The 20,285-nt window shown below is 62.0% G+C and carries 19 protein-coding genes; 13 read left to right on the plus strand and 6 right to left on the minus strand.

Features of this window, described 5'->3' with window-relative positions; translation table 11 throughout:
- Window positions 1-6: 6 nt before the first annotated feature.
- Both AC1D1B_RS20085 and AC1D1B_RS20090 read left to right on the plus strand, forming a co-directional pair.
- On the plus strand, window positions 7-1,164 hold the full coding sequence (locus tag AC1D1B_RS20085; RefSeq protein ID WP_477334183.1) for an ABC transporter permease: 1,158 nt from the start codon (window positions 7-9) through the stop codon (window positions 1,162-1,164).
- Between the two features lie 46 nt (window positions 1,165-1,210).
- A complete protein-coding gene (locus tag AC1D1B_RS20090; RefSeq protein WP_477334184.1) occupies window positions 1,211-3,544 on the plus strand; it encodes a dipeptide ABC transporter ATP-binding protein in 2,334 nt (777 codons plus the stop codon).
- Window positions 3,545-3,557: 13 nt separating this feature from the next.
- On the opposite strand, the gene AC1D1B_RS20095 is transcribed toward AC1D1B_RS20090, so the two are convergent.
- Entirely contained in the window at window positions 3,558-4,148 is a 591-nt protein-coding gene (locus tag AC1D1B_RS20095) for a transglycosylase SLT domain-containing protein (protein WP_477334185.1), read from the minus strand.
- 218 nt (window positions 4,149-4,366) lie between these two features.
- Here AC1D1B_RS20095 and AC1D1B_RS20100 point away from each other — a divergent pair, with 218 nt between their 5' ends.
- A complete protein-coding gene (locus AC1D1B_RS20100) occupies window positions 4,367-5,905 on the plus strand; it encodes a trimethylamine methyltransferase family protein (protein ID WP_477334186.1) in 1,539 nt (512 codons plus the stop codon).
- Window positions 5,906-6,146: 241 nt separating this feature from the next.
- Window positions 6,147-8,573: a GcvT family protein gene (locus tag AC1D1B_RS20105; protein WP_477334187.1), complete on the plus strand. Its 2,427-nt coding sequence runs from the start codon at window positions 6,147-6,149 to the stop codon at window positions 8,571-8,573.
- A 27-nt stretch (window positions 8,574-8,600) separates the two neighbouring features.
- Here AC1D1B_RS20105 and AC1D1B_RS20110 read toward each other — a convergent pair whose 3' ends face one another.
- On the minus strand, window positions 8,601-8,993 hold the full coding sequence (locus tag AC1D1B_RS20110; protein WP_477334188.1) for a DoxX family protein: 393 nt from the start codon (window positions 8,991-8,993) through the stop codon (window positions 8,601-8,603).
- A gap of 209 nt (window positions 8,994-9,202) precedes the next feature.
- On the opposite strand from AC1D1B_RS20110, the gene AC1D1B_RS20115 reads away from it, so the two are divergent.
- Window positions 9,203-9,691: a hypothetical protein gene (locus tag AC1D1B_RS20115; protein WP_477334855.1), complete on the plus strand. Its 489-nt coding sequence runs from the start codon at window positions 9,203-9,205 to the stop codon at window positions 9,689-9,691.
- A 168-nt stretch (window positions 9,692-9,859) separates the two neighbouring features.
- Here the strand turns inward: AC1D1B_RS20115 and AC1D1B_RS20120 are convergent, their stop codons facing one another.
- Window positions 9,860-10,612: a DUF2971 domain-containing protein gene (locus tag AC1D1B_RS20120; RefSeq protein WP_477334189.1), complete on the minus strand. Its 753-nt coding sequence runs from the start codon at window positions 10,610-10,612 to the stop codon at window positions 9,860-9,862.
- Between the two features lie 564 nt (window positions 10,613-11,176).
- A complete protein-coding gene (locus AC1D1B_RS20125; RefSeq protein ID WP_477334190.1) occupies window positions 11,177-11,953 on the minus strand; it encodes a VOC family protein in 777 nt (258 codons plus the stop codon).
- A 195-nt stretch (window positions 11,954-12,148) separates the two neighbouring features.
- Here AC1D1B_RS20125 and AC1D1B_RS20130 point away from each other — a divergent pair, with 195 nt between their 5' ends.
- The 8 genes from AC1D1B_RS20130 (at window position 12,149) to AC1D1B_RS20165 (ending at window position 18,690) form a co-directional block, all read left to right on the plus strand.
- Window positions 12,149-12,865, plus strand: coding sequence for a gamma-glutamylcyclotransferase (locus AC1D1B_RS20130; RefSeq protein ID WP_477334191.1), 717 nt, complete (start codon window positions 12,149-12,151; stop codon window positions 12,863-12,865).
- Window positions 12,866-12,994: 129 nt separating this feature from the next.
- Window positions 12,995-14,350, plus strand: a complete 1,356-nt coding sequence (locus tag AC1D1B_RS20135) for an NAD(P)-dependent oxidoreductase (RefSeq protein ID WP_477334192.1) — start codon at window positions 12,995-12,997, stop codon at window positions 14,348-14,350.
- Window positions 14,351-14,355: 5 nt separating this feature from the next.
- Window positions 14,356-15,198: a class I SAM-dependent methyltransferase gene (locus tag AC1D1B_RS20140; RefSeq protein WP_477334193.1), complete on the plus strand. Its 843-nt coding sequence runs from the start codon at window positions 14,356-14,358 to the stop codon at window positions 15,196-15,198.
- 12 nt (window positions 15,199-15,210) lie between these two features.
- On the plus strand, window positions 15,211-16,524 hold the full coding sequence (gene preA, locus AC1D1B_RS20145; RefSeq protein WP_477334194.1) for an NAD-dependent dihydropyrimidine dehydrogenase subunit PreA: 1,314 nt from the start codon (window positions 15,211-15,213) through the stop codon (window positions 16,522-16,524).
- A gap of 109 nt (window positions 16,525-16,633) precedes the next feature.
- Window positions 16,634-17,152: an RrF2 family transcriptional regulator gene (locus tag AC1D1B_RS20150; protein WP_477334195.1), complete on the plus strand. Its 519-nt coding sequence runs from the start codon at window positions 16,634-16,636 to the stop codon at window positions 17,150-17,152.
- A gap of 32 nt (window positions 17,153-17,184) precedes the next feature.
- Complete coding sequence (locus tag AC1D1B_RS20155; RefSeq protein WP_477334196.1) at window positions 17,185-17,643, plus strand: carboxymuconolactone decarboxylase family protein; 459 nt, start codon at window positions 17,185-17,187, stop codon at window positions 17,641-17,643.
- Window positions 17,644-17,725: 82 nt separating this feature from the next.
- Complete coding sequence (locus AC1D1B_RS20160) at window positions 17,726-18,103, plus strand: DoxX family protein (protein WP_477334197.1); 378 nt, start codon at window positions 17,726-17,728, stop codon at window positions 18,101-18,103.
- Between the two features lie 92 nt (window positions 18,104-18,195).
- Window positions 18,196-18,690 carry a DUF3592 domain-containing protein gene (locus tag AC1D1B_RS20165; RefSeq protein ID WP_477334198.1) on the plus strand — a complete coding sequence of 165 codons (495 nt, stop codon included), beginning with the start codon at window positions 18,196-18,198 and terminating at the stop codon, window positions 18,688-18,690.
- 6 nt (window positions 18,691-18,696) lie between these two features.
- Here AC1D1B_RS20165 and AC1D1B_RS20170 read toward each other — a convergent pair whose 3' ends face one another.
- Both AC1D1B_RS20170 and AC1D1B_RS20175 read right to left on the minus strand, forming a co-directional pair.
- A complete protein-coding gene (locus tag AC1D1B_RS20170; protein ID WP_477334199.1) occupies window positions 18,697-19,416 on the minus strand; it encodes an SDR family oxidoreductase in 720 nt (239 codons plus the stop codon).
- The gene (locus AC1D1B_RS20175) at window positions 19,413-20,252 is read right to left on the minus strand and encodes an SDR family NAD(P)-dependent oxidoreductase (protein WP_477334200.1); all 840 of its coding nucleotides are present in this window, start codon (window positions 20,250-20,252) and stop codon (window positions 19,413-19,415) included. Before AC1D1B_RS20175 ends, AC1D1B_RS20170 begins: the two co-directional genes overlap by 4 nt.
- Window positions 20,253-20,285: the final 33 nt, after the last annotated feature.

Genomic DNA, 20,285 nt, shown 5'->3' on the forward strand with positions numbered 1-20,285 from the left:
GGGTAGATGCAGGTCGAATATATCGGCGCCTTCAACATTGTGCTCGGCGTGATTGCACGTTTCTGGCCGGTCTGGCTTGGGCTTGCCTTGGTGATGGGGGCGAGCTTCTCCTACAAGAAACGGCTTGGCCTTTACGGCCAGCTGTTCGACAGCGGCGTCGGCATTGTCGGTGTCGGCATCTGCCTGTTCTGGCTGTTCACCGCGATCTTCGCGGCGACCGTCGCGCCCTTCGATCCGCTCTCCCAGGTGCCGGTAATGAAGGACGCGCTGCCGGGCGGGATCGAGCCGGTATCCAAGCTCATCTACTATTTCGGCGGCGACAAGCTCGCCCGCGATGTCTTCTCGCGCATGGTCTATGGCAGCCAGATCGTGCTGATCATCGCACCGGCGGCGACGGGGTTCGCGCTGATGGTCGGCATCACGCTCGGCCTGCCCGCCGGCTACTACGGCGGCCGGATCGACACCGTGCTGTCCTTCCTGGCCAACCTGGTTCTGGCCTTCCCGGTGATCCTGCTATTCTACCTCCTGGTGACGCCAGGCATCATGGACACACCCATCCCTTATGCGATGGCCGGGCTGTTCTTCCTGTTCCCGATCATCTTCTTTTCCGTGCTGTTCTGGACCCGCTACAAGAACCGGCCGGACCGGCTCTACATATTGCTCGGGCTGACGCTGGTCATCGGCGGCTGGGTCTATGCCGGCCTGGTCTTCGATGCCGATCCGTTCAAGGTCATCCACATCGATCCCAACCAGCTCAACATCTTCGTGGCGGTGGTGTTCGCCTCCAGCCCCGGCGTGTTCCGTATCGTGCGCGGCCTGGTGATGGACATCAAGACACGCGACTATGTGGCGGCGGCGCAGACACGCGGTGAATCGCCCTGGTACATCATGCTGTGGGAAATCCTGCCCAATGCGCGGGGACCGCTGATCGTCGATGCCTGCTTGCGCATCGGCTACACCACGATCCTGCTCGGCACGCTGGGGTACTTCGGTCTCGGCCTGGCGCCGGAGAGCCCGGACTGGGGCACCGCGATCAAGGACGCCAGCCGCCTGCTGCGCTCCTTCATCCACCCGGCGTTGCCGCCGACGATCGCGCTGATGTCGTTCGTGCTGGGGTTAAACCTGCTCGCCGACTCGCTGCGCGAACAATCGATGAAAGACTGATCTGCGGGTTTTGGCCCGGCGCATGAAAATAGGATTGGAGCGACCCATGAATGAGGCAGTTCGAAATCCCCCAAAGTCGACCAATGGGCCGATCATCGAGATCGAGAACCTGTCGATCTCTTTCTTCACCCGTAAGGGCGAGATCCCTGCCGTAATGGACTTTTCCTGCACGGTGATGCCCGGCGAAGCCATGGGCATCGTCGGCGAATCCGGCTGCGGCAAGTCGACCGTTTCGCTCGGCATCATGCGCGACCTCTCCAACATCGGAAAGATCGTCGGCGGCAAGATCAAGTTCCAGGGCAAGGACATGGGCGAACTGTCCGACGAGGAGCTGCGCGCCATTCGCGGCAACAAGATCGCCATGATCTACCAGGAGCCGATGGCGAGCCTCAATCCGGCGATGAAGGTCGGCCAGCAATTGATGGAAGTGCCGCTGATCCACGACAAGGTGTCGAAGGAAGAGGCCTACACCCGCGCGCTGGACATGGTGCGGGCGGTGAAGCTGCCCGATCCCGAGCGCATGATGCGCTCCTATCCGCACCAGCTCTCCGGCGGCCAGCAGCAGCGCATCGTCATCGCCATGGCGCTGCTGTCGAAGCCGGCGCTGCTTCTGCTCGACGAGCCGACGACGGCGCTCGATGTGACGGTGGAGGCCGGCATCGTCGACCTGGTCAAGGGACTGGGCGAAAAGTTCGGCACGTCGATGATCTTCGTGTCGCACAATCTCGGCCTGATCCTGGAGACCTGCGACCGCATCACGGTGATGTATTCGGGCGAAGCGGTCGAGACCGGCAAGATCAAGGACGTGTTCGACCGGATGCGTCATCCCTATACGCAAGGGCTGTTCCGCTCGATCCCGCTGCCGGGCGCCGACAAGAATTCGCGGCCGCTGATCTCCATTCCGGGGCAATTGCCGCTGCCGCATGAACGGCCCAAGGGCTGCAACTTCGGCCCGCGCTGCCACCATTTCGTCGAGGGCGTCTGCAACGCCGCCGAAATCCCCATGATCGAAGTCGCCGGCCATGAGGGCCATTTCTCGCGCTGCGTGCGCTTCAACGAGATCGACTGGGAAGCGCTGCCGCCCGGCGCCAAGAAGGTCAATGAGCGCGTCGTGCCTGGCGCCCCGGTGCTCAAGATCGAGGACCTCAGAAAATACTACAAGGTCGGCGGCAGCGAAGTGTTCGGCTCCAGCGAGGGCCGCGTCGTCAAGGCCAACGAGACGATCTCATTCATGGCGCGCGAATCCGAGACCGTCGCCATCGTCGGCGAGTCCGGCTGCGGAAAGTCGACGCTGGCCAAGGTGCTGCTCGGGCTGGAGACGGCAAGTTCAGGCACCGTGACGCTCGGCAACAAGGAGATCCAGTCGATCGGCATCGAGAAGCGCAGCGTCGATACGGTGTCGTCGATCCAGATGGTGTTCCAGAATCCGTTCGACACGCTCAATCCCAGCCACTCGGTCGGTTCGCAGATCATCCGCACGCTGGAGAAATTCAATGTCGGCAACAATGTTGCCGAGCGGCGCAAGCGCATGCTGGAGCTGCTCGACCTGGTGAAGTTGCCGCGCGCCTTCGAGACGCGCAAGCCGCGCCAACTGTCAGGTGGCCAGAAGCAGCGCATCGGCGTGGCGCGCGCCTTTGCCGGCGACGCCAAGGTGGTGGTGGCCGACGAGCCGGTCTCCGCACTGGACGTCTCGGTGCAGGCGGCGGTGACCGAACTGTTGATGGACATCCAGCGCAAGAACAAGACGACGATGCTGTTCATCAGCCACGACCTGTCCGTCGTGCGCTACATCGCCGATCGCGTCGTGGTCATGTATCTCGGCTACATCGTCGAGCAGGGCACGACGGACCAGATCTTCGCGCCGCCCTACCATCCCTATACAGAGGCGCTGCTGTCGGCGATTCCGATCGCCGATACCAGCGTGGTCAAGAAACACATCGTGCTCGAAGGCGACATCCCGTCGGCGATGAACCCGCCGAGCGGCTGCCCGTTCCAGACGCGGTGCGGCTACAAGAAGCTGGTGCCCGATAATCTGTGCGAGACCAAGGTGCCGCCGGTCAAGCATCTCGGCGACGGCCATATGAGCCTGTGCTGGCTGTCGGACGATGTGCTGGCGACGATGGAGCCGGTCATCAAGTTCGACAAGGAGCACGCGGCGCATGAGGGCGTCCCGGAAGACGCACCGCACGCCAGCGGTCCGGGTTCGACAGGAACAGCGCCCAAACGGCCGCGTGGCAAAGCGTCGACTGCGGCAGCGGACGAGATCGGCGATGCCGTGGAGCAGGGCCAGGCTGGAATGCGAGCCCGTCGCAACAAGGTAGTCGACGAGGCTTCCGAAACCGGTGTTAAAAAGCCGAAAGATACGACAAGGCGGCACTAAACCGGGAAGGGTGCTAGTTTTCGCATTGCCGTAACTGCGCATCATAGTCGCGGGCCATCTTTTCGGTCGCCCGCGCATAGCCTTGGACGCCGGCATCGCCGCGATTACCGCGGCCATAGGCGGTCCAGCCGAGATAGTAGGCGAGATAGAGGTTGTAGGTGTCGTTGCGGGCGACGCCGAACGTGTCGGCGGTCTTGGAATGATACCAGCCGACGAAATCGACGGCATCGGCAAATTTTGTCCGCCGCGCCCCCCAGCTGCCGGTTTCGCTCTGATATTGCGACCAGGTGCCGTCGAGGGCCTGCGAGAAACCGGTGGCCGAGGAGACGTGCTTCCACGGAATGAAGCCGAGCAGCTTGGTGCGCGGTGGCCTGGCGTTGCTCTTGAAGCCGGACTCCTTGCGCACCGTCGCCATCAGCACAGGAACCGGGACGTCATATTTTTGCGAGGCGCGTTCGGCCGCCGCCTGCCAGTTGTCGAACCAGCCGTCATTCTGGTCGAAGACGGCACAGACATTGTTGATATGGTTTGGCGGCGTCGCGCAGGCTGACAGAGCCAGCAGCACACCAATCGCTACAATTTTACTAAAACTCGACCTACGCATTGGAAGACGAATAGGCCGAAATCATAAAGGGAATCTTGCGGCGTTTCTTAACGGCTTGCCGGCCCGGCTCAACCGAAGAGAGCCTGTATCATTATTCCGACCTTTTCCGTCGCTTTTGTTGCCATTGGAATTCAAAAATGCCGCCTTGGCTAAAATCACGCCTGTGAAGGGCGGATTTCTGACAGCCACATTCCGATGCCGGCGCTCTGATGTCAGGCATGAATGAACCAAGACGCAAGCGCGGCGCCGAGCGAACCAGCAACAGGGGCCCCTCGGCCATCCCGCAACTGCCGCTCAGGCGTGTGACCAATCCTTATCCGCCGATGGCAATGCTGTCGGCCGACCAGATCGAGGCCATCCATCAGGCGTCGATGCATATTCTGGAAAATTTCGGCATCGAGGTGATGAGCCCGCGGGCGCTGTCGTTGTTCGAGAAGGCAGGCGCTACGGTCGATCATGCGACGGCGAATGTCCGCATCGACAGGGGCCTTGTCGCCGAGGCGCTGAAGACCACGCAGTCCAGCTACCAGCTGACGCCGCGCAATCCGGCCAACGCCATTCATCTCGGCGGCAACACGATCAATTTTACCCTCGTCGCCGGGCCGCCCAATGTGCACGACATGGAGCGCGGCCGCCGTGCCGGAAATTTGCGTGACTATGCCGATCTCACCCGGCTGGCACAACATTTCAACTGCATCCACATGCTCGGCAACCAGGTCTGCGCGCCGGTGGAGCTGCCTGCCAACACCAGGCACATGGACACCTATTTCACCAATCTGACGCTGACCGACAAATCGTTCCATGTCTCGGCGATCGGGCGCGGCCGGGCGCTGGACGGCATCGAGATGATGGCGATCGCGCGCGGGCTGACGCTGGACCAGATGCGCGACGACCCGGGCATTGCCACCATCATCTCGGTCAACTCGCCGCGCCGCTTCGACGAGATGATGGCCGAAGGGCTGATGACCATGGCCGAGTTCGGCCAGTCGGTGGCGGTGACGCCGTTCACGCTGATGGGCGCGATGAGCCCGGTGACGCTGGCCGGCGCGTTGGCGCAGCAGAATGCCGAAGCGCTGTTCGGCGTCGTGCTGACGCAGCTGGTGCGGCCCGGCGCGCCGGTTATGTATGGCGCCTTCACCTCCAATGTCGACATGAAGTCGGGGGCGCCGGCCTTCGGCACGCCGGAAAACACCAAGGCCAACATCGCTTCAGGGCAATTGGCGCGGCGCTACAATCTTCCTTACCGCACGACGCCGGGTTCGGCCTCCAACGCCGCCGATGCACAAGGCGCCTATGAGACGCTGATGGCGCTGTGGGGCGCTGTGCTCGGCCACGGCAACCTCGTCTACCACGCCGCCGGATGGCAGGAGGGCGGGCTGACGGCGTCGTTCGAGAAACTCATCATCGATGTCGAGATGATCCAGCACATGATGGAGTTTCTGCGGCCGATCGTCGTGGACGAGGCGGAGCTGGCCGTCGAGGCGCTGGGCGCGGTGCCGACCGGTGGCCATTTCTTCGGCGAGCCGCACACGTTGGAACGCTATGCCACCGCCTTCTACCAGCCGATGCTGTCCAACTGGCAGAATTACGAGGCATGGCAGGAGGCCGGCGGCCTCGACACGACGGCGCGGGCGACGCGGCTGTGGAAGAAGGCGCTTGAAGACTATGTCGAGCCGGCGATGGATCCTGCCGTGCGCGAGGCGCTGGAGGCGTACATGGCCAAGCGCAAGGAAGCGATCGGGCAGGGCGAGCCGTGATGATCGCAGGTTTGCGCGCGAGCACCCCCCTCTGTCCTGCCGGACATCTCCCCCTCAAGGGGGGAGATTGGCTGTCACGTCTTCCTTCGCCAATCCCTAACGCTGAAAAGAAAGCGGCGGTGCAGACGCTGCTGATCTCCCCCCTTGAGGGGGAGATGGCCGGCAGGCCAGAGGGGGGTGCCTGGCGCTGCCTCTCTGATTCACTCTATCTCCCCAACTCACTGATATCAGAGAAAAATCCATGAAATCGCATGCAAAGGTGGTGGTCATTGGCGGTGGCGTCGTCGGATGTTCGGTGCTGTTCCATCTGGCCCGCCATGGCTGGACCGATGTCGTGCTTCTGGAGCGCGATGAGCTGACCTCAGGCTCGACCTGGCATGCGGCTGGCGGCATGCACACGATCAATGGCGACCCCAACGTCGCCAAGCTGCAGAAATACACGATCTCGCTTTACAAGGAGATCGAGGAGCTGTCTGGTCAGGCGACCGGCGTGCATCTGACCGGCGGCGTGCTTCTGGCGGCGACCGAGGCGCGGCTCGACTGGCTGCGCGGCGTCGTCGCCAAGGGGCGCTATCTCGGCATCGACCTCGAAGAAATCTCGGCCAATGAAGCGGCCGAGCTGATGCCGCTGCTCGATCCGAAACAATTCGTTGGCGCCGTCCGCAACAAGGAGGATGGCCATCTCGATCCCTCCGGCGTGACGCACGCCTATGCAAAGGCCGCGCGCAAGCTCGGCGCCGAAGTCGAACGCTTCACCAAGGTGGAAGACATTGTGCGCCGGCCCGACGGGCTGTGGCGCGTCATCACCAACAAGGGCGAGGTGGCGGCCGAGCATGTCGTCAATGCCGGCGGCCTGTGGGCGCGCGAGGTCGGCCGCATGGTCGGGCTGGAATTGCCGGTGCTGGCCATGGAGCATATGTACCTGATCACCGAGGACATGCCGGAGGTTGCGGCGTGGAACGCCAAGACCGGCACCGAGATCATCCATGCCGTCGATTTCGACGGTGAGCTGTACCTGCGCCAGGAGCGCGGCGGCATGCTGATGGGCACGTATGAGAAGGCCAACAAGGTGTGGTCCGAATTCCAGACGCCGTGGAATTTCGGCCATGAGTTGCTGGAGCCGGACATCGACCGCATCGCGCCGTCGCTCGAGGTCGGCTTCCGGCATTTCCCGGCCTTCGAGAGGACCGGCATCAAGCAGATCATCAATGGCCCCTTCACCTTCGCGCCGGACGGCAACCCGCTGGTCGGGCCGGTGCGCGGGCTGCCGGGTTTCTGGGTCGCTTGCGGCGTCATGGCCGGCTTCTCGCAAGGCGGCGGCGTTGGTCTCGCTTTGTCCAACTGGATGATCGAGGGCGATCCCGGCGCCGACATCTGGGCCATGGATGTGGCACGCTATGGCGACTGGGCAACGATGGCCTACACCAACGCCAAGGTGCGCGAGAATTATTCGCGCCGTTTCTCGATCCGCTTCCCCAACGAGGAACTGCCCGCGGGACGACAGCTGAAGACAACGCCGATCTACGATTTGCTGTCAGCCAAGGGCGCGCAATGGGGCGTCTCCTATGGGCTGGAGGTGCCGCTCTGGTATGCGCCTGTGGGCGTCAAGGACGAGTTCTCGTGGCGTCGGTCGAGCGACTTCACCCATGTCGCGAAAGAAGTCGCGACTGTTCGTGAAGGCGTCGGCCTGGCGGAGATTTCGAACTTCGCCAAATACAAGGTGACGGGCGAGGGGGCAGCCGCCTGGCTCGACCGGATTTTTGCCTGCAAGCTGCCTAAGCCCGGCCGCATGACGCTGGCGCCGATGCTGAAGGACGATGGCAAACTGATCGGCGATTTTACATTGGCCAATATCGGCGACGGCGAGTGGTTCATCGCCGGCTCCGGTATCGCCGAGCAGTATCATATGCGCTGGTTCGAAGCACATTTGCCTAGGGATGGTTCGGTGCGCGTCGAGGCGCTGGGGCAGAAGCTCTGCGGTCTCGCCATCGCCGGCCCGAAGGCGAGGGACGTGTTGGCGAAAGTCAGCCGCGCGGACGTCGCCAATGCGGCGTTCCCGTTCATGGCGATGGCGAAAATGGATATCGGCATGGCGCCGTGCCTGGTCGGGCGCGTCAGCTACACCGGCGATCTCGGCTACGAGATCTGGGTGGCGCCGGAATATCAGCGCGCTGCCTTCCAGGCGCTGATGGCGGCGGGCGCGGAATTCGGCATCGGCCTTTTCGGCTCGCGCGCGCTCAATGCGCTGCGGCTGGAAAAGAATTACGGCTCATGGGCGCGCGAATACCGGCCGATCTACGGGCCGCTGGAGGCCGGGCTCGACCGTTTCGTCGCCTATGGCAAGGACGCCGATTTCATCGGCAAGGCCGGCGCTCTTGCCGAGCGCAAGCAAGGTGGCAAGCTCAGGCTGAGGACCTTCATCCTCGATGCCGACGACGCCGACGTCATCGGCGACGAGCCGATCTGGTTCGGCGGCGCGGTGCGTGGCTGGGTGACGTCAGGCGGCTATGCGCACCACCAGAAAAAGTCCGTCGCCATCGGCTATGTGCCGAAGGAGATCGCCGATGAGAGCGACGGCTTCGAGATCGAACTTTTGGGCAAACGCCATACGGCGCGCATGCAGGCGGCGGCGCTGTTCGATGCCAATTTCGAGCGCATGAGGGGGTGAAGGCTCACCCCCTTTGTTCCGCCCTTGTCAGGCGTTGCGGCGGTTGTCGAGCGCGAAGGCGCCGGCGCCCGCAAACACCAGATAGAGGAAGATGAAGCAGAAGGAGATGGCCGTGTCGCCGTTGTTGTTGATCGGGAAGAAGTCGCGCGGGAAGTGCGCCATGAAATAGGCGATGGCCATCTCGCCGGCCAGCAGGAAGGCCACAGGTCGGGTAACCAGCCCCAGCGCCAGCAGGATGCCGCCGGCGAATTCGAGAATGCCTGCCGTCGTCGTCAGGCCGGTGAGGGCGTGAGGCTCGGCGCTGACCGGGAAATTGAACAGCTTCTGCGAGCCATGCTCGATGAACTGCAGGGCGGTGATGATGCGCAGGACGCCGAGCATCTGCGGCTGAGATCTGCTGAGACCGTCAAAAAGCTTCATCTAAAACTCCATTTTTCCAACCCTTCGGCCGGCCATAAATGATCACCTGGCCATGGACCATTCACTTCCCATGGCCTGCCATCAACAATCGGTGATTGGAAATTGTTTCCAGTCTGGACGTCGATATTTGTTCTCGTTATGGTTGCATATATATCTCTATGGTTGTATATCTGCATGTAGACACTCCAAACCAGATAGGTTCCCTAGCCATGAAAAAAGTCGTCATCAGCCTGTTCGCAATCTTTGCAGGCACCAGCTTCGCCATGGCCGCAGATACCGGCTGCGATGCCTTCAAATGGCCGGTGACACGCGAGCAGGAACTATTTCCGGCAGCGGCCGCCGTGCAGTCCGGCACTTCCCTGGCAGTCGGGCAGGCGGTGGATTTCACGCTCGCAGCGGCTGACACGATCAGCTTTGCCGTGCCACCGGAACGCGCGCCGGCAGCCGGCACGTTTGGCGCAACGGCGGTTGTGGCCGTGCCGCCGGAGGGAGAACTCCAGATCAGCCTGTCCGATGAGGCGTGGGTCGACGTCATTCAGAATGGCCAAGCCTCGAAGTCCGTGGCTTTCAGCGGTGTGAAGACCTGTCCCGGCATCCGCAAGAGCGTGCGCTTCAAACTTGCGGCCGGCGCGGCCACGATCCAGCTCAGCGGCGCCAAGAAAGAGACAATCAAGGTCGCGGTGCTGACGCCGGAATAGTTCGATAAGAGACAGTATTTAAACCACAGTGTTTGGCCTGCCGGCCGCCAAGTTGACGGCGCGCCCGTTTCGCACATGCATCGAATTCGGCATCAAATGCTGAACTTTTGTCTTCATGCGCACGCACGTTGCTCGGCACTTGCGCTGGTATTTACAGCACGGCTCCATTCACCAATCTACCGTTCGCTCCTGTGGAACAACCGTATATCCGCCAAAGGCTTGCCGCGACTTATAAACTTTTACACTGCCGCCGAACCGCGAAAGCACCAGCTCCCGCACTCTCGGCAAGTTAACTTCACAAAGTGGTCCTAGGACCACTTCTGCGAGTACCAACTCAGGCCCGAAATCCTTGAAGTGAAACCTTCCTTCGGCATTCGTGTGCGCCAAGTCTAAGAGCATTCGATGCTCGGCCTCGTATTTCCAGTCTTTGAACTTCGTGTTTGTAAGTAGCACCTTCACTTTATCAGATAATTTATCCGGTGAGGTATTATCTAAGGTTATTCCCCTACGCTTATTCTCGTATATTACCTCTATCGCTCGACCTCTTGGAACGTCGAAACCAAGGCAGATCCCGGAGTGTTTTGAGGCGTAGTGACTCCAGAGAAGCGGATTTGTCCAATCGGCGCTAAAACAAAGCAGTCCATGCTCGGAGCTATATTTTTTCTTGTGCGCTAGTGCGGTCGATCTTACAGAGCTGTCCTTGCAGTTCGCAGCCAGAAGCTCAAAAGGATCATTCAGCTCCGTAAATCGCGCAACCTTGAGACGTTTAAGGCCGATATCGCTAAGACCATACTCGGCAGAGGTGATATGATAAAGACGCAGCAATTGGGGTGGGGGTGGAGGAACAACTTCGCTGCTTCCCATTTGGGTTCCATAGCCGGCCTTGTCCCACTCTTTACGCAGGTGTGGTTTCATTGCCATTGCTGGTCCTTTCGCGAAAAATCCCGCTTTCAAATACAATAATCATCGCCAAGAGACTAGCAAAAAGTCGGCTAACGCTGAAATCGACTGTTGGATAGACGTATTGTTGGCGAATGCCCTGATCGTAGCGATGTCGAGCGAGGGTGAGATACAAGGAATATGCGATTGAATACTAGTAGTTGGCGCTACCAGTGATTACATGCGGGGCTGGGATCAGCGCAACGAAACGGGAGCAGCGACTTAAATGGCTATCAGTATTGGGAGAGGCTCTAAGCCGTCCGGAACACATTCGTATAAGCTGAAGATTGGTGATGTTGTTATTCTGAAATCTGATTCTGATGCGGCGCTTCCTATGACAGTCGGAGCCTTAAGTGGCCCCTTGAAGGCCACGTGATGGTCCAGTGGCGAGATAAATCCGGGAAACCGCACGGGGGTACGTATCACGAAGACACGCTGAAGCTCGTCGACCCGAAATAATCGGGCGTTCGATGGCGACGAGCAGAGAGCGGCCTTTCATGGTAGGTACGATGAAAGGCCGTCGCCTTCTGGCACTATTGATCGCGGTCACCTTCCCGGCGCGATCAGCGCGAAATACGCGCCTTGCGGATCGGTGAACTGGGCGATCCATTGGCCGGTCGGAACCGGCATCGGACCCATGACGATCTTGCCGCCATTGTCGGTGACACGTTTGGCGGCGGCGTCGATGGCATCGACATTGAAGTAGAACAGCCAGACCGGCACCGGCAGCTGCTGCGGCTTGTTCATGATGCCACCGCCGGATTCAGGGCCAGCCCCGAAGGTCTGGTAGATGCCCATCTCGCCGATGTCCATGCTGCCGGCATCGGTCCAGCCGAACTGGCTGGAATAGAAATCGAAGGCCGCCTGCCGGTCGGCTGCATAGAGTTCGTGCCAGCCGACATGGCCCGGCGTTGTCGCCGGAAGGACGGGCTGGTCGGGGCCATTGGGCTGCAGAAACATGAAGGCAGCGCCCTGTGGATCGGCGACGACCGAGAAGCGGCCGACGCCGGGAATGTCGTCCGGCTCGCGGTGGACAGCCCCGCCGGCGGCCTTCAGCGCCTTGGTCGAGGCATTCGTATCCCTGGTGTGGATGTAGCCGAGCCATGCCGGCTTCATGCCCATTTTGGCGGCGTCCTCGGGCATGGTCATCAGCCCGCCGACGCCACGCTCGGCGGAGTTCACCACGATGTAGCGCGGCATGCCGGGCGCCTTGTCGAAGGGCTCGGCCCGCCAGCCGACGACGGTGGTGTAGAACGCTTGCGCCGCATCGAGGTCGGTGGTCATCAGCTCGTACCAAAAGAAGGGCATTGGGGTTTTCGGCATCTTTGGTCTCCTCACCTTCATGCTTCGATCGTTGTCCGATCCATCAAAGGACGATTTCAGCGACGCGAATCCGACAGCGAACCGGAGAAAATTCAACGTGTGCGTTGACACATCGTTCCGCACTTCGCCCCATTCGGTGGCTTGCACGTGCGGCGGTTTTCGACTTTCCTTGGGCGAACGAGGGGTAGTCGTTTCATGCGCCGGATGTCGCTCACGCCTGAGCTTGTTTCACTGTGCCATCGGCAGGAGGTCGATCCCGGACCCGACGGCAGCTGGACGCAGCTGACCGACGACGACTTCCGCACGCTTGCCTTACGGCTCTCCGAAGAAGCCGATGCAGGGCCGCTCTGGGTGTTCGCCTATGGCTCGCTGATCTGGAAGCCGGCCTTCGAGTCCGTCGAGCGGCAGCGTGCCACGGCTTTCGGCTGGCATCGCTCGTTTTGCCTCGACATGGTGCGCTGGCGCGGCACCACCGCGCAGCCTGGGCTGATGATGGCGCTCGAACGCGGCGGGCGATGCGACGGTGTCATCTACCGCCTGCCCGACGGCGACAAGCCGCAGCAGATCGAAAGGCTGCTTCGCCGCGAGATCGACGATCATGAGAGTTTCAGCTCGGTCCGTTGGGTTCCGGTGCGTACGGCGCAAGGCCCGATGCGGGCGCTCGGGTTCTGGGTCGGGGTGACGGGCAGGGGGACGTCGCTCGGGCAGCCGCTGGATCGGGTGGCGCAGGTGCTGGCCCGGGCCTGCGGGCATGTCGGCTCGGGTGCGGAATATCTCTACAACACCGTCAGCCACCTCGAGGAATTCGGAATCCGCGACCGCAATCTGTGGCGATTGCAGCAACTGGTCGCCGACGAGATCCGGTCGATCCATGATGCCGCTCCAGGCTCCAGCTTTTCGCCCGCGCCATAGAGACATAACATGAGTAAAAAAATCATGTTATTATCGAGGCTTTTCAGAGGCTTGCGGCGAAAATTGACCAATTGATAAAAAAATAAAACGTGCTAGCCTTCCCCAAAACGAAAACATGGGGAACTGACGATGCCAGTAGGCCAGTTCAAGGACGGTATTGCCGGTGGACGGCTTGCCGCCGACCAGTACGCCGAGAATTTTTCCGACTTGCATCCGCCGCTCGATCACCACGAGGCGCTGGTCGAATCCGACCGCTGCTATTTCTGCTATGACGCGCCGTGCATGAACGCATGCCCGACCTCGATCGACATTCCACTGTTTATCCGCCAGATCTCGACCGGCAATCCGATCGGCTCGGCCAAGACGATTTTCGACCAGAACATTCTGGGCGGCATGTGCGCCCGCGTCTGCCCGACAGAGACGCTGTGCGAAGAGGTCTGCGTGCGCGAAGTGGCGGAAGGCAAGCCGGTGCAGATCGGCCGCCTGCAGCGCTACGCCACCGATGTCGCCATGGCCGAGCACAAACAGTTCTATCCGCGCGCGGAATCGACCGGCAAATCGGTCGCCGTGGTTGGCGCCGGACCTGCGGGTCTTGCTGCCGCGCACCGGCTCGCTCGCCACGGCCATGAGGTGACCATTCTCGAAGCCCGCCCGAAGGCCGGCGGCCTCAATGAATATGGCATCGCCGCCTACAAGAGCATCGACAACTTCGCCCAGGCCGAGGTCGACTATGTCACCGCCATCGGCGGCATCGACATCCAGAACGGCAAGGCGCTCGGCAGCGACTACCAGCTGTCGGACCTGACCAGGAATTACGATGCCGTCTTCCTCGGCATGGGGCTTGGCGGCGTCAATGCGCTGCGCGCCGATGGCGAGGATGCCGACGGCGTCACCAATGCGGTCGAGTTCATCGCCGAACTGCGCCAGGCCAGCGATCTCGCAAGTCTGCCGGTCGGCCGGCGGGTCGTCGTCATCGGCGGCGGCATGACGGCGATCGACGCGGCGGTCCAGTCGAAGCTGCTCGGCGCCGAAGAGGTGACGATCTGCTACCGGCGCGGCCAGGAGCACATGAACGCCTCCGAATTCGAGCAGGATCTGGCCGCCGCCAACGGCGTCACCATCCGCCACTGGCTGCAGCCGAAGCGGGTCATTGCCGAAGGTGGCAAAGTGTCAGGCATCGAACTCGAATACACCGCCATGAACGGCGACAAACTTGCCGGCACCGGCGAGCGGCTGACGCTCGTCGCCGACCAGGTGTTCAAGGCAATCGGCCAGAGCTTTGTGCCGGCGGCACTCAACGGCAGCGGTGCTGCGATCGAACTCGAAGCCGGCCGCATCAAGGTGGACGGCGAAGGCCGCACCTCGCTCGCCAATGTCTGGGCCGGCGGCGACTGCATTTTTGGCGGTGATGATTTGACGGTCTCGGCCGTGGCACAAGGCCGCGATGCGGCTGAGAGCATCAACAGGAGTCTGACGCAGGGATAGAGATCATGGCCTCGGTGGAATCGGGCATCGCCCGTCACTACGACGTATCGGGTCTTGAGCAGCACATTCTTGCCGTGCTCGCCGATACCGGCGTGGACATTGCCCAGCTGCGCGCCGGCGATCTCGAAGCGGTCGACGAGTTCCACATTGGCGGTATCGCCGCCACCAGGGAACTCATCGGCCAGATGGGTTTGAAGCCGGGGGCCAGGCTGCTCGACATTGGTTCCGGCGTGGGTGGTCCAGCCCGCTTTGCCGCCAACAATGCCGGCGCCGATGTCACCGGCATTGATCTGACGCAAAGCTATGTCGACATCGCGACCAGCCTGTCGAAGCGGGTGGGAATGGCCGACAAAGTCCGGTTCGTGCAGGGCAGCGCGCTGGACATGCCGTTCAGCAACAAAAGCTTTGATACGGCCATGATCCTGCATGTCGGCATGAATCTTCCCGACAAGAAGAAGTTGATGAGCGAGGCGGCGCGTGTGCTCAAGCCGGGCGGCGTCTTTGCCGTCTACGATGTGATGCGGCTCAAGGCAGGTGCGCTGACCTATCCGCTGCCATGGGCATCCGATGAGAGCATGTCCTTCGTCGCCACGCCCGACGACTATCGCTCGGCTGCCGCGGCTGCAGGGTTCTCAGTAGCCGCCGAGCGCCCACGCGGCGCCTTCGCCATCGAATTTTTCGGCACGATACGGGCGCGCATGGCTGCGGCGCAGGCGGAAGGCAAAAAGCCGCCGCCCGGTGTTAATCTTATCATGGGCGAGAACGCCCGCACCAAGATCGCCAATCTCACCGCCGCGCTTGAAGGCGGCATTCTCGCACCCGTCGAACTGCTCCTTCGTCTCGGTTGAAAGGGACCTGTCATGGCTGACATCCGCAACAATTTCGTCGGCATCAAATCGCCCAACCCCTTCTGGCTGGCCTCGGCGCCGCCGACCGACAAGGCCTATAACGTTATCCGCGCCTTCAAGGCGGGCTGGGGCGGGGTGGTCTGGAAGACGCTCGGCGAAGAAGGTCCGCCGGTGGTCAACGTCAACGGCCCGCGCTACGGCGCGATCTGGGGTGCCGACCGGCGCCTGCTCGGCCTCAACAATATCGAGCTGATCACCGACCGTGACCTGCAGGTCAATCTGCGCGAGATCAAGCAGGTCAAGAAGGACTGGCCCGACCGCGCCATCGTCGTGTCGTTGATGGTGCCGTGCGTCGAGGACGCCTGGAAGGCGATCCTGCCGGTGGTCGAGGAGACCGAAGCCGACGGCATCGAGCTCAATTTCGGCTGCCCGCACGGCATGTCGGAACGCGGCATGGGTGCGGCTGTCGGCCAGGTGCCGGAATACATCGAAATGGTGGTGCGCTGGTGCAAGGCCAACACCCGCATGCCTGTCATCACCAAGCTGACGCCCAACATCACCGATGTGCGCAAACCGGCGCGCGCCGCACATGCCGGCGGCACCGATGCGGTGTCGCTGATCAACACCATCAATTCGATCACCGGCGTTAATCTCGACAGCTTTGCGCCAGAGCCGACCATCGACGGCAAGGGCTCGCATGGCGGCTATTGCGGCCCGGCGGTGAAGCCGATCGCCATGAACATGGTGGCCGAGATCGCGCGCGACCCCGAAACCCACGGCCTGCCGATCTCCGGCATTGGCGGCATCACCACCTGGCGCGATGCAGCCGAATTCATGGCGCTCGGCGCCGGCAACGTGCAGGTGTGCACGGCGGCGATGACCTACGGCTTCAAGATCGTGAAGGAGATGATCGCCGGCCTGGAGAACTGGATGGACGAGAAGGGCCATGCCTCGCTCGACGACATTGTCGGCCGCGCCACGCCCAACGTCACCGACTGGCAGTATCTCAACCTCAATTACATCGCCAAGGCCCGTATAGACCAGGACGCCTGCATCAAATGCGGCCGCTGCCACATCGCCTGCGAAGACACCTCGCACCAGGCGATCACCAACATGGTCGACGGTGTCAGGCACTTTGAGGTGATCGAGGCCGAATGCGTCGGCTGCAATCTGTGCGTCAATGTCTGCCCGGTGGAAAACTGCATCACCATGGAGCCGCTGGCCGCCGGCGTGATGGACCAGCGCACCGGCAAGCCGGTCTCGCCCGTCTACGCCAACTGGACGACGCACCCGAACAACCCGATGGCCAAGGTGGCGGCGGAGTAGGGAACGGCTCGACGAAAAAAGCGGCGCCTTCGGGCGCCGTTTTTCATTTTTCTATTGCAGATAAGATTTATCCACGATATAAAGTATCCATGAATTGGAGATCAACATCATGAAACTCGGCGAGGGCGTAGAAGCGGCCATCCATTGCGCGGCCACGCTGGCCAGCGTGGAGGGCAACAGCACGATGCCGGGCGCTGCCCTGGCGGAGTCCTTCGGCCTGTCGCCAAGTTATCTCTTGAAGCATCTCAACATGCTGACGGCAGAGCGCATCCTGGAATCGGTGCCGGGGCCGGCGGGCGGCTACCGGCTGGCGCGGCCGGCCGAGCGCATCACGCTGCTCGACATCGTTCTGGCGATCGAAGGTCGTGAGCCGGCGTTTCGTTGCGGCGAGATCCGCCGCAACGGTCCGGTCAAGCTCGACGCGTCCGCCTATGTAAAACTGTGCGGCATCAACGCTGCGATGTTGAAAGCCGAGCGCGCCTATCGCGCGGCTCTCGCGGAAACGCGGTTGTCCGATATCGTGGCTGATTACGCAGCAGAAGGCGATCCGCGTTCGTTTGCCGCGAGCTGCGCCTTCGTTGCGCGCCACCAGCGACCGCAGAAATCCGCTGCGACCAAGCAAATTTAACCCCCCGCCAAACAGATGTGAAAGGAAAGACGATGAAACAGAGACTGCAATTCTTCGCCAAGGCGCCGGAAATCATGAAGGCGGTGTCGGCGCTTAACAAGGCGGTCGACGAATGCGGGCTTGAAGTGGGCCTGCTGCATTTGGTCAAGCTCAGGGCGTCGCAGATCAATGGTTGCTCCTATTGCGTCGAGATGCACAGCCGCGAGGCGCGGCGCGATGGCGAGACCGAGATACGGCTCTATCTGGTTTCGGCCTGGAAGGAATCGCCGCTGTTTTCCGAGCGGGAACGTGCAGCCTTTGCTTGGACCGATGCCACGACCCTGATCGCCAACAATGGCGTGTCGGACGAACTCTATGCCAGCACGCTTCGACATTTCTCGGAAGAGGAACTGGTCAAGCTGTCGGTCGCGATCGGCATGATCAACACCTGGAACCGGCTCTGCATCCCGTTCCACGCCATTCATCCGATGCCGACTGCCAAAGCAGCCTGACCGTCCGGTTTAGCGATGGAGCGCCGTCGAGAGGCGGCGCTCCGACTGCCTTTAGGCGTTGTTTTTTTAAGGGGAGGATTTCATGCCTGTCGATTTGCCTTCGAGCCTGTTGTTTCTCGGCCGCCTGTTGCTCGGCGGCGCCTTCGTTTTCGCTGGCCTGCGCAATGTCCAGAACGAGGCCTTCCTGACAGGGTTGATGACCGCGCGCGGCGTGCCGCAGGCCAAGCTGGCGCTGTGGGCCGGCATCGTCCTGCAGACCATTGCCGGCGCGCTGGTGATGGCCGGTGTGTGGACCGCGATCGCCTGCGCGGTGCTGGTGCTGTTTCTCATCGTCGCCACGCCGATGTTCCACAATTTCTGGGACCATCAGGGCCCGGACCGCGCATCGCGCATCAACGGCTTCGTCGGCAATGTCGCGCTGGCCGGCGGTTTTCTGACGCTGATCGCGCAGTCGCTTTAGGAAGGCGATTGGATCAATCCTCGCCTGCGCATTAATCGCGCCGTTGCGATTGTGCTGTATAAAAACGTCCAGGTTCGCCGATTGGAGCGTTCATGGAGCTGAGTTGGACCGGTTTCTGGGCAGGCGTCACGCACGCCGCCCATCAGGCGCTGTCTCCGTTCCGCGCGATCGCGGAAGCCTTCGGCCAGCAGCCAAGCGACATGCAGATCTGGTGCTTCCTGTGCGGCGTCTTCTTCCTGGCGCTCGTCGGCACGCAAACCTATGGCGATTTGGTGCTCAGGCGACGCGGTGCCGTTGCCATCGGTAAAGTCGTCAGTCTCGACAAGTCGGATGACGGCCCGGATACGCCGATCATCGAATTCGTCGACCGACGGGGCAAGACCTGGCGGTTCACGTCAAATTTGCCGGTCAACGGAACGACCGGGTCGGTCGGCGCATCGGTCGAAGTGAAGTACGACCCACTTCGCCCCAAGCGCGCCCGCGAAGTGGGCAGATCGCTCTTGAAAGCGGCCCATATGGCTCTCTGGTGGACGATCATCGCAGCGCTGATGACGATCGCCTTCTGGCCCGGCCTGACTTCCGACTGACGCAGCTCACGCTGCGTATCGCAGGCCGCCATCGCAGGTCAGCACCTGGCCGGTCATGAAGCCGTTGGAGACGAGGAAGGCGATTGCGCCGGCGACGTCTTCGGCATGGCCGATCCTGCCCACAGGGGTCTTGCCGGCATATTCACTGAACACCGCCTGCCGCTGGTCGTCGGGTAGAAAATCCCACCAGGGCGTGTCGATGACACCGGGCGCCACGACGTTGACGCGCAGCGGTTTCAGCTCGACCGCCAGGATCGGCACTACGGTCAACAGCATGCCGTTGACGGCGGCAATGCCGGCGACGCCGGGCGCGGTCAGCTGTGCCGATACCGCCGAGATGAAGGTCACCGATCCCGACTTGTTGAGCGTCGGCAAAGCCGCCTGCAAACAGGACAGCTGCGGCCGGACTTTCTCGTCGACTCCGCCAGCGATGTCGGCAAGGTCGAGGGTTTCGAACGGCCCAAGCCCCTTGCCGCCGCTGGCAGCCAGAACGAGATGATCGAAGGGGCCGAGTTGCCTAAAGAACCCGCGGACTTGGTCCGGCTTCGAAGCATCGAAGGCCGCCTTGTCGGCGGCGCCGCTGAGGCTTTTCCAGGCGCTCGTCAGCTTTTCTTTGTTTCGTCCGGTGATGGTCACCTTCATGCCCGGTCCAAGCAGTTTGCGCGCCGTCGCCAGGCCGATGCCGGACGAGCCGCCGATGATCACGGTGTGTTCGATCTTGCTCATGAGTACTGTTCCTTGGATTCGGGCGAAGCCTGGCCGACGAGGTCGAGGCTCAGGGCTCGCAATTGCTGCCTGGCCTTCGCGTCATAGGCCTGCGCATCGGCGCGGGATTCGTTTTGGCCGTCGAAATAGAGGCCGCTGCGGCCCTCCAGCGCGGGCGATGTCGCGAGCTTGAGAATGGCGTCGGCGCCGGTCTCAACCGAACTCCATGGCGTCACGCCGGCCTGGCGGACCATGGTGGTGTTCATGTAGCTCGCCGGATGCAGGGCGTTGATGGTGACGCCGCTGCCCTTCAGCTCTCCGGCCAGGTCGATGGTGAACAGGATCTGCGCCAGTTTGCTCTGGCAATAGGCGCGCACGCCGTCATAGGAGCGCGTCAGCATGACATCGCCGAAATCGATCGCCTGCTGGCCGGCCGACGCGACATTGACGATGCGCGATGGCGAACTCGCCTTGAGCAGCGGCAGCAGCTCCGACGTCAGCAGGAAACCGGCGAGATAGTTGACGGCAAAGCGCAGTTCGACGCCGTCGGCGCTGATCTGCCGCTTGGCGCCGGCGGTGCCGATGCCCGCATTGTTGATGAGGATGTCGAGCCGCTCTGTCTTGGCGCGCACGGCATCAGTGAGGCGGCGAACCTCCGCCAGCGAAGCGAGGTCGGCGGCGAGAAACTCGGCCCTGCCGCCGGCGGATTCGATTTCGGCGACGGTTGCCTTGCCGCGCGCCGCGTCACGGCCATGCACCAGCACGCGCGCGCCGCCGGCGCCCAGCCTTTGCGCGACGACACGGCCGACGCCGTCGGTCGAGCCGGTGATGAGGATTGTCTTGTCTTTCAGGTCCATGTTGTAGAGCCTCCATATTCGCTCTGGATGACA

The organism is Mesorhizobium sp. P2_C5_2, from assembly GCF_056404535.1.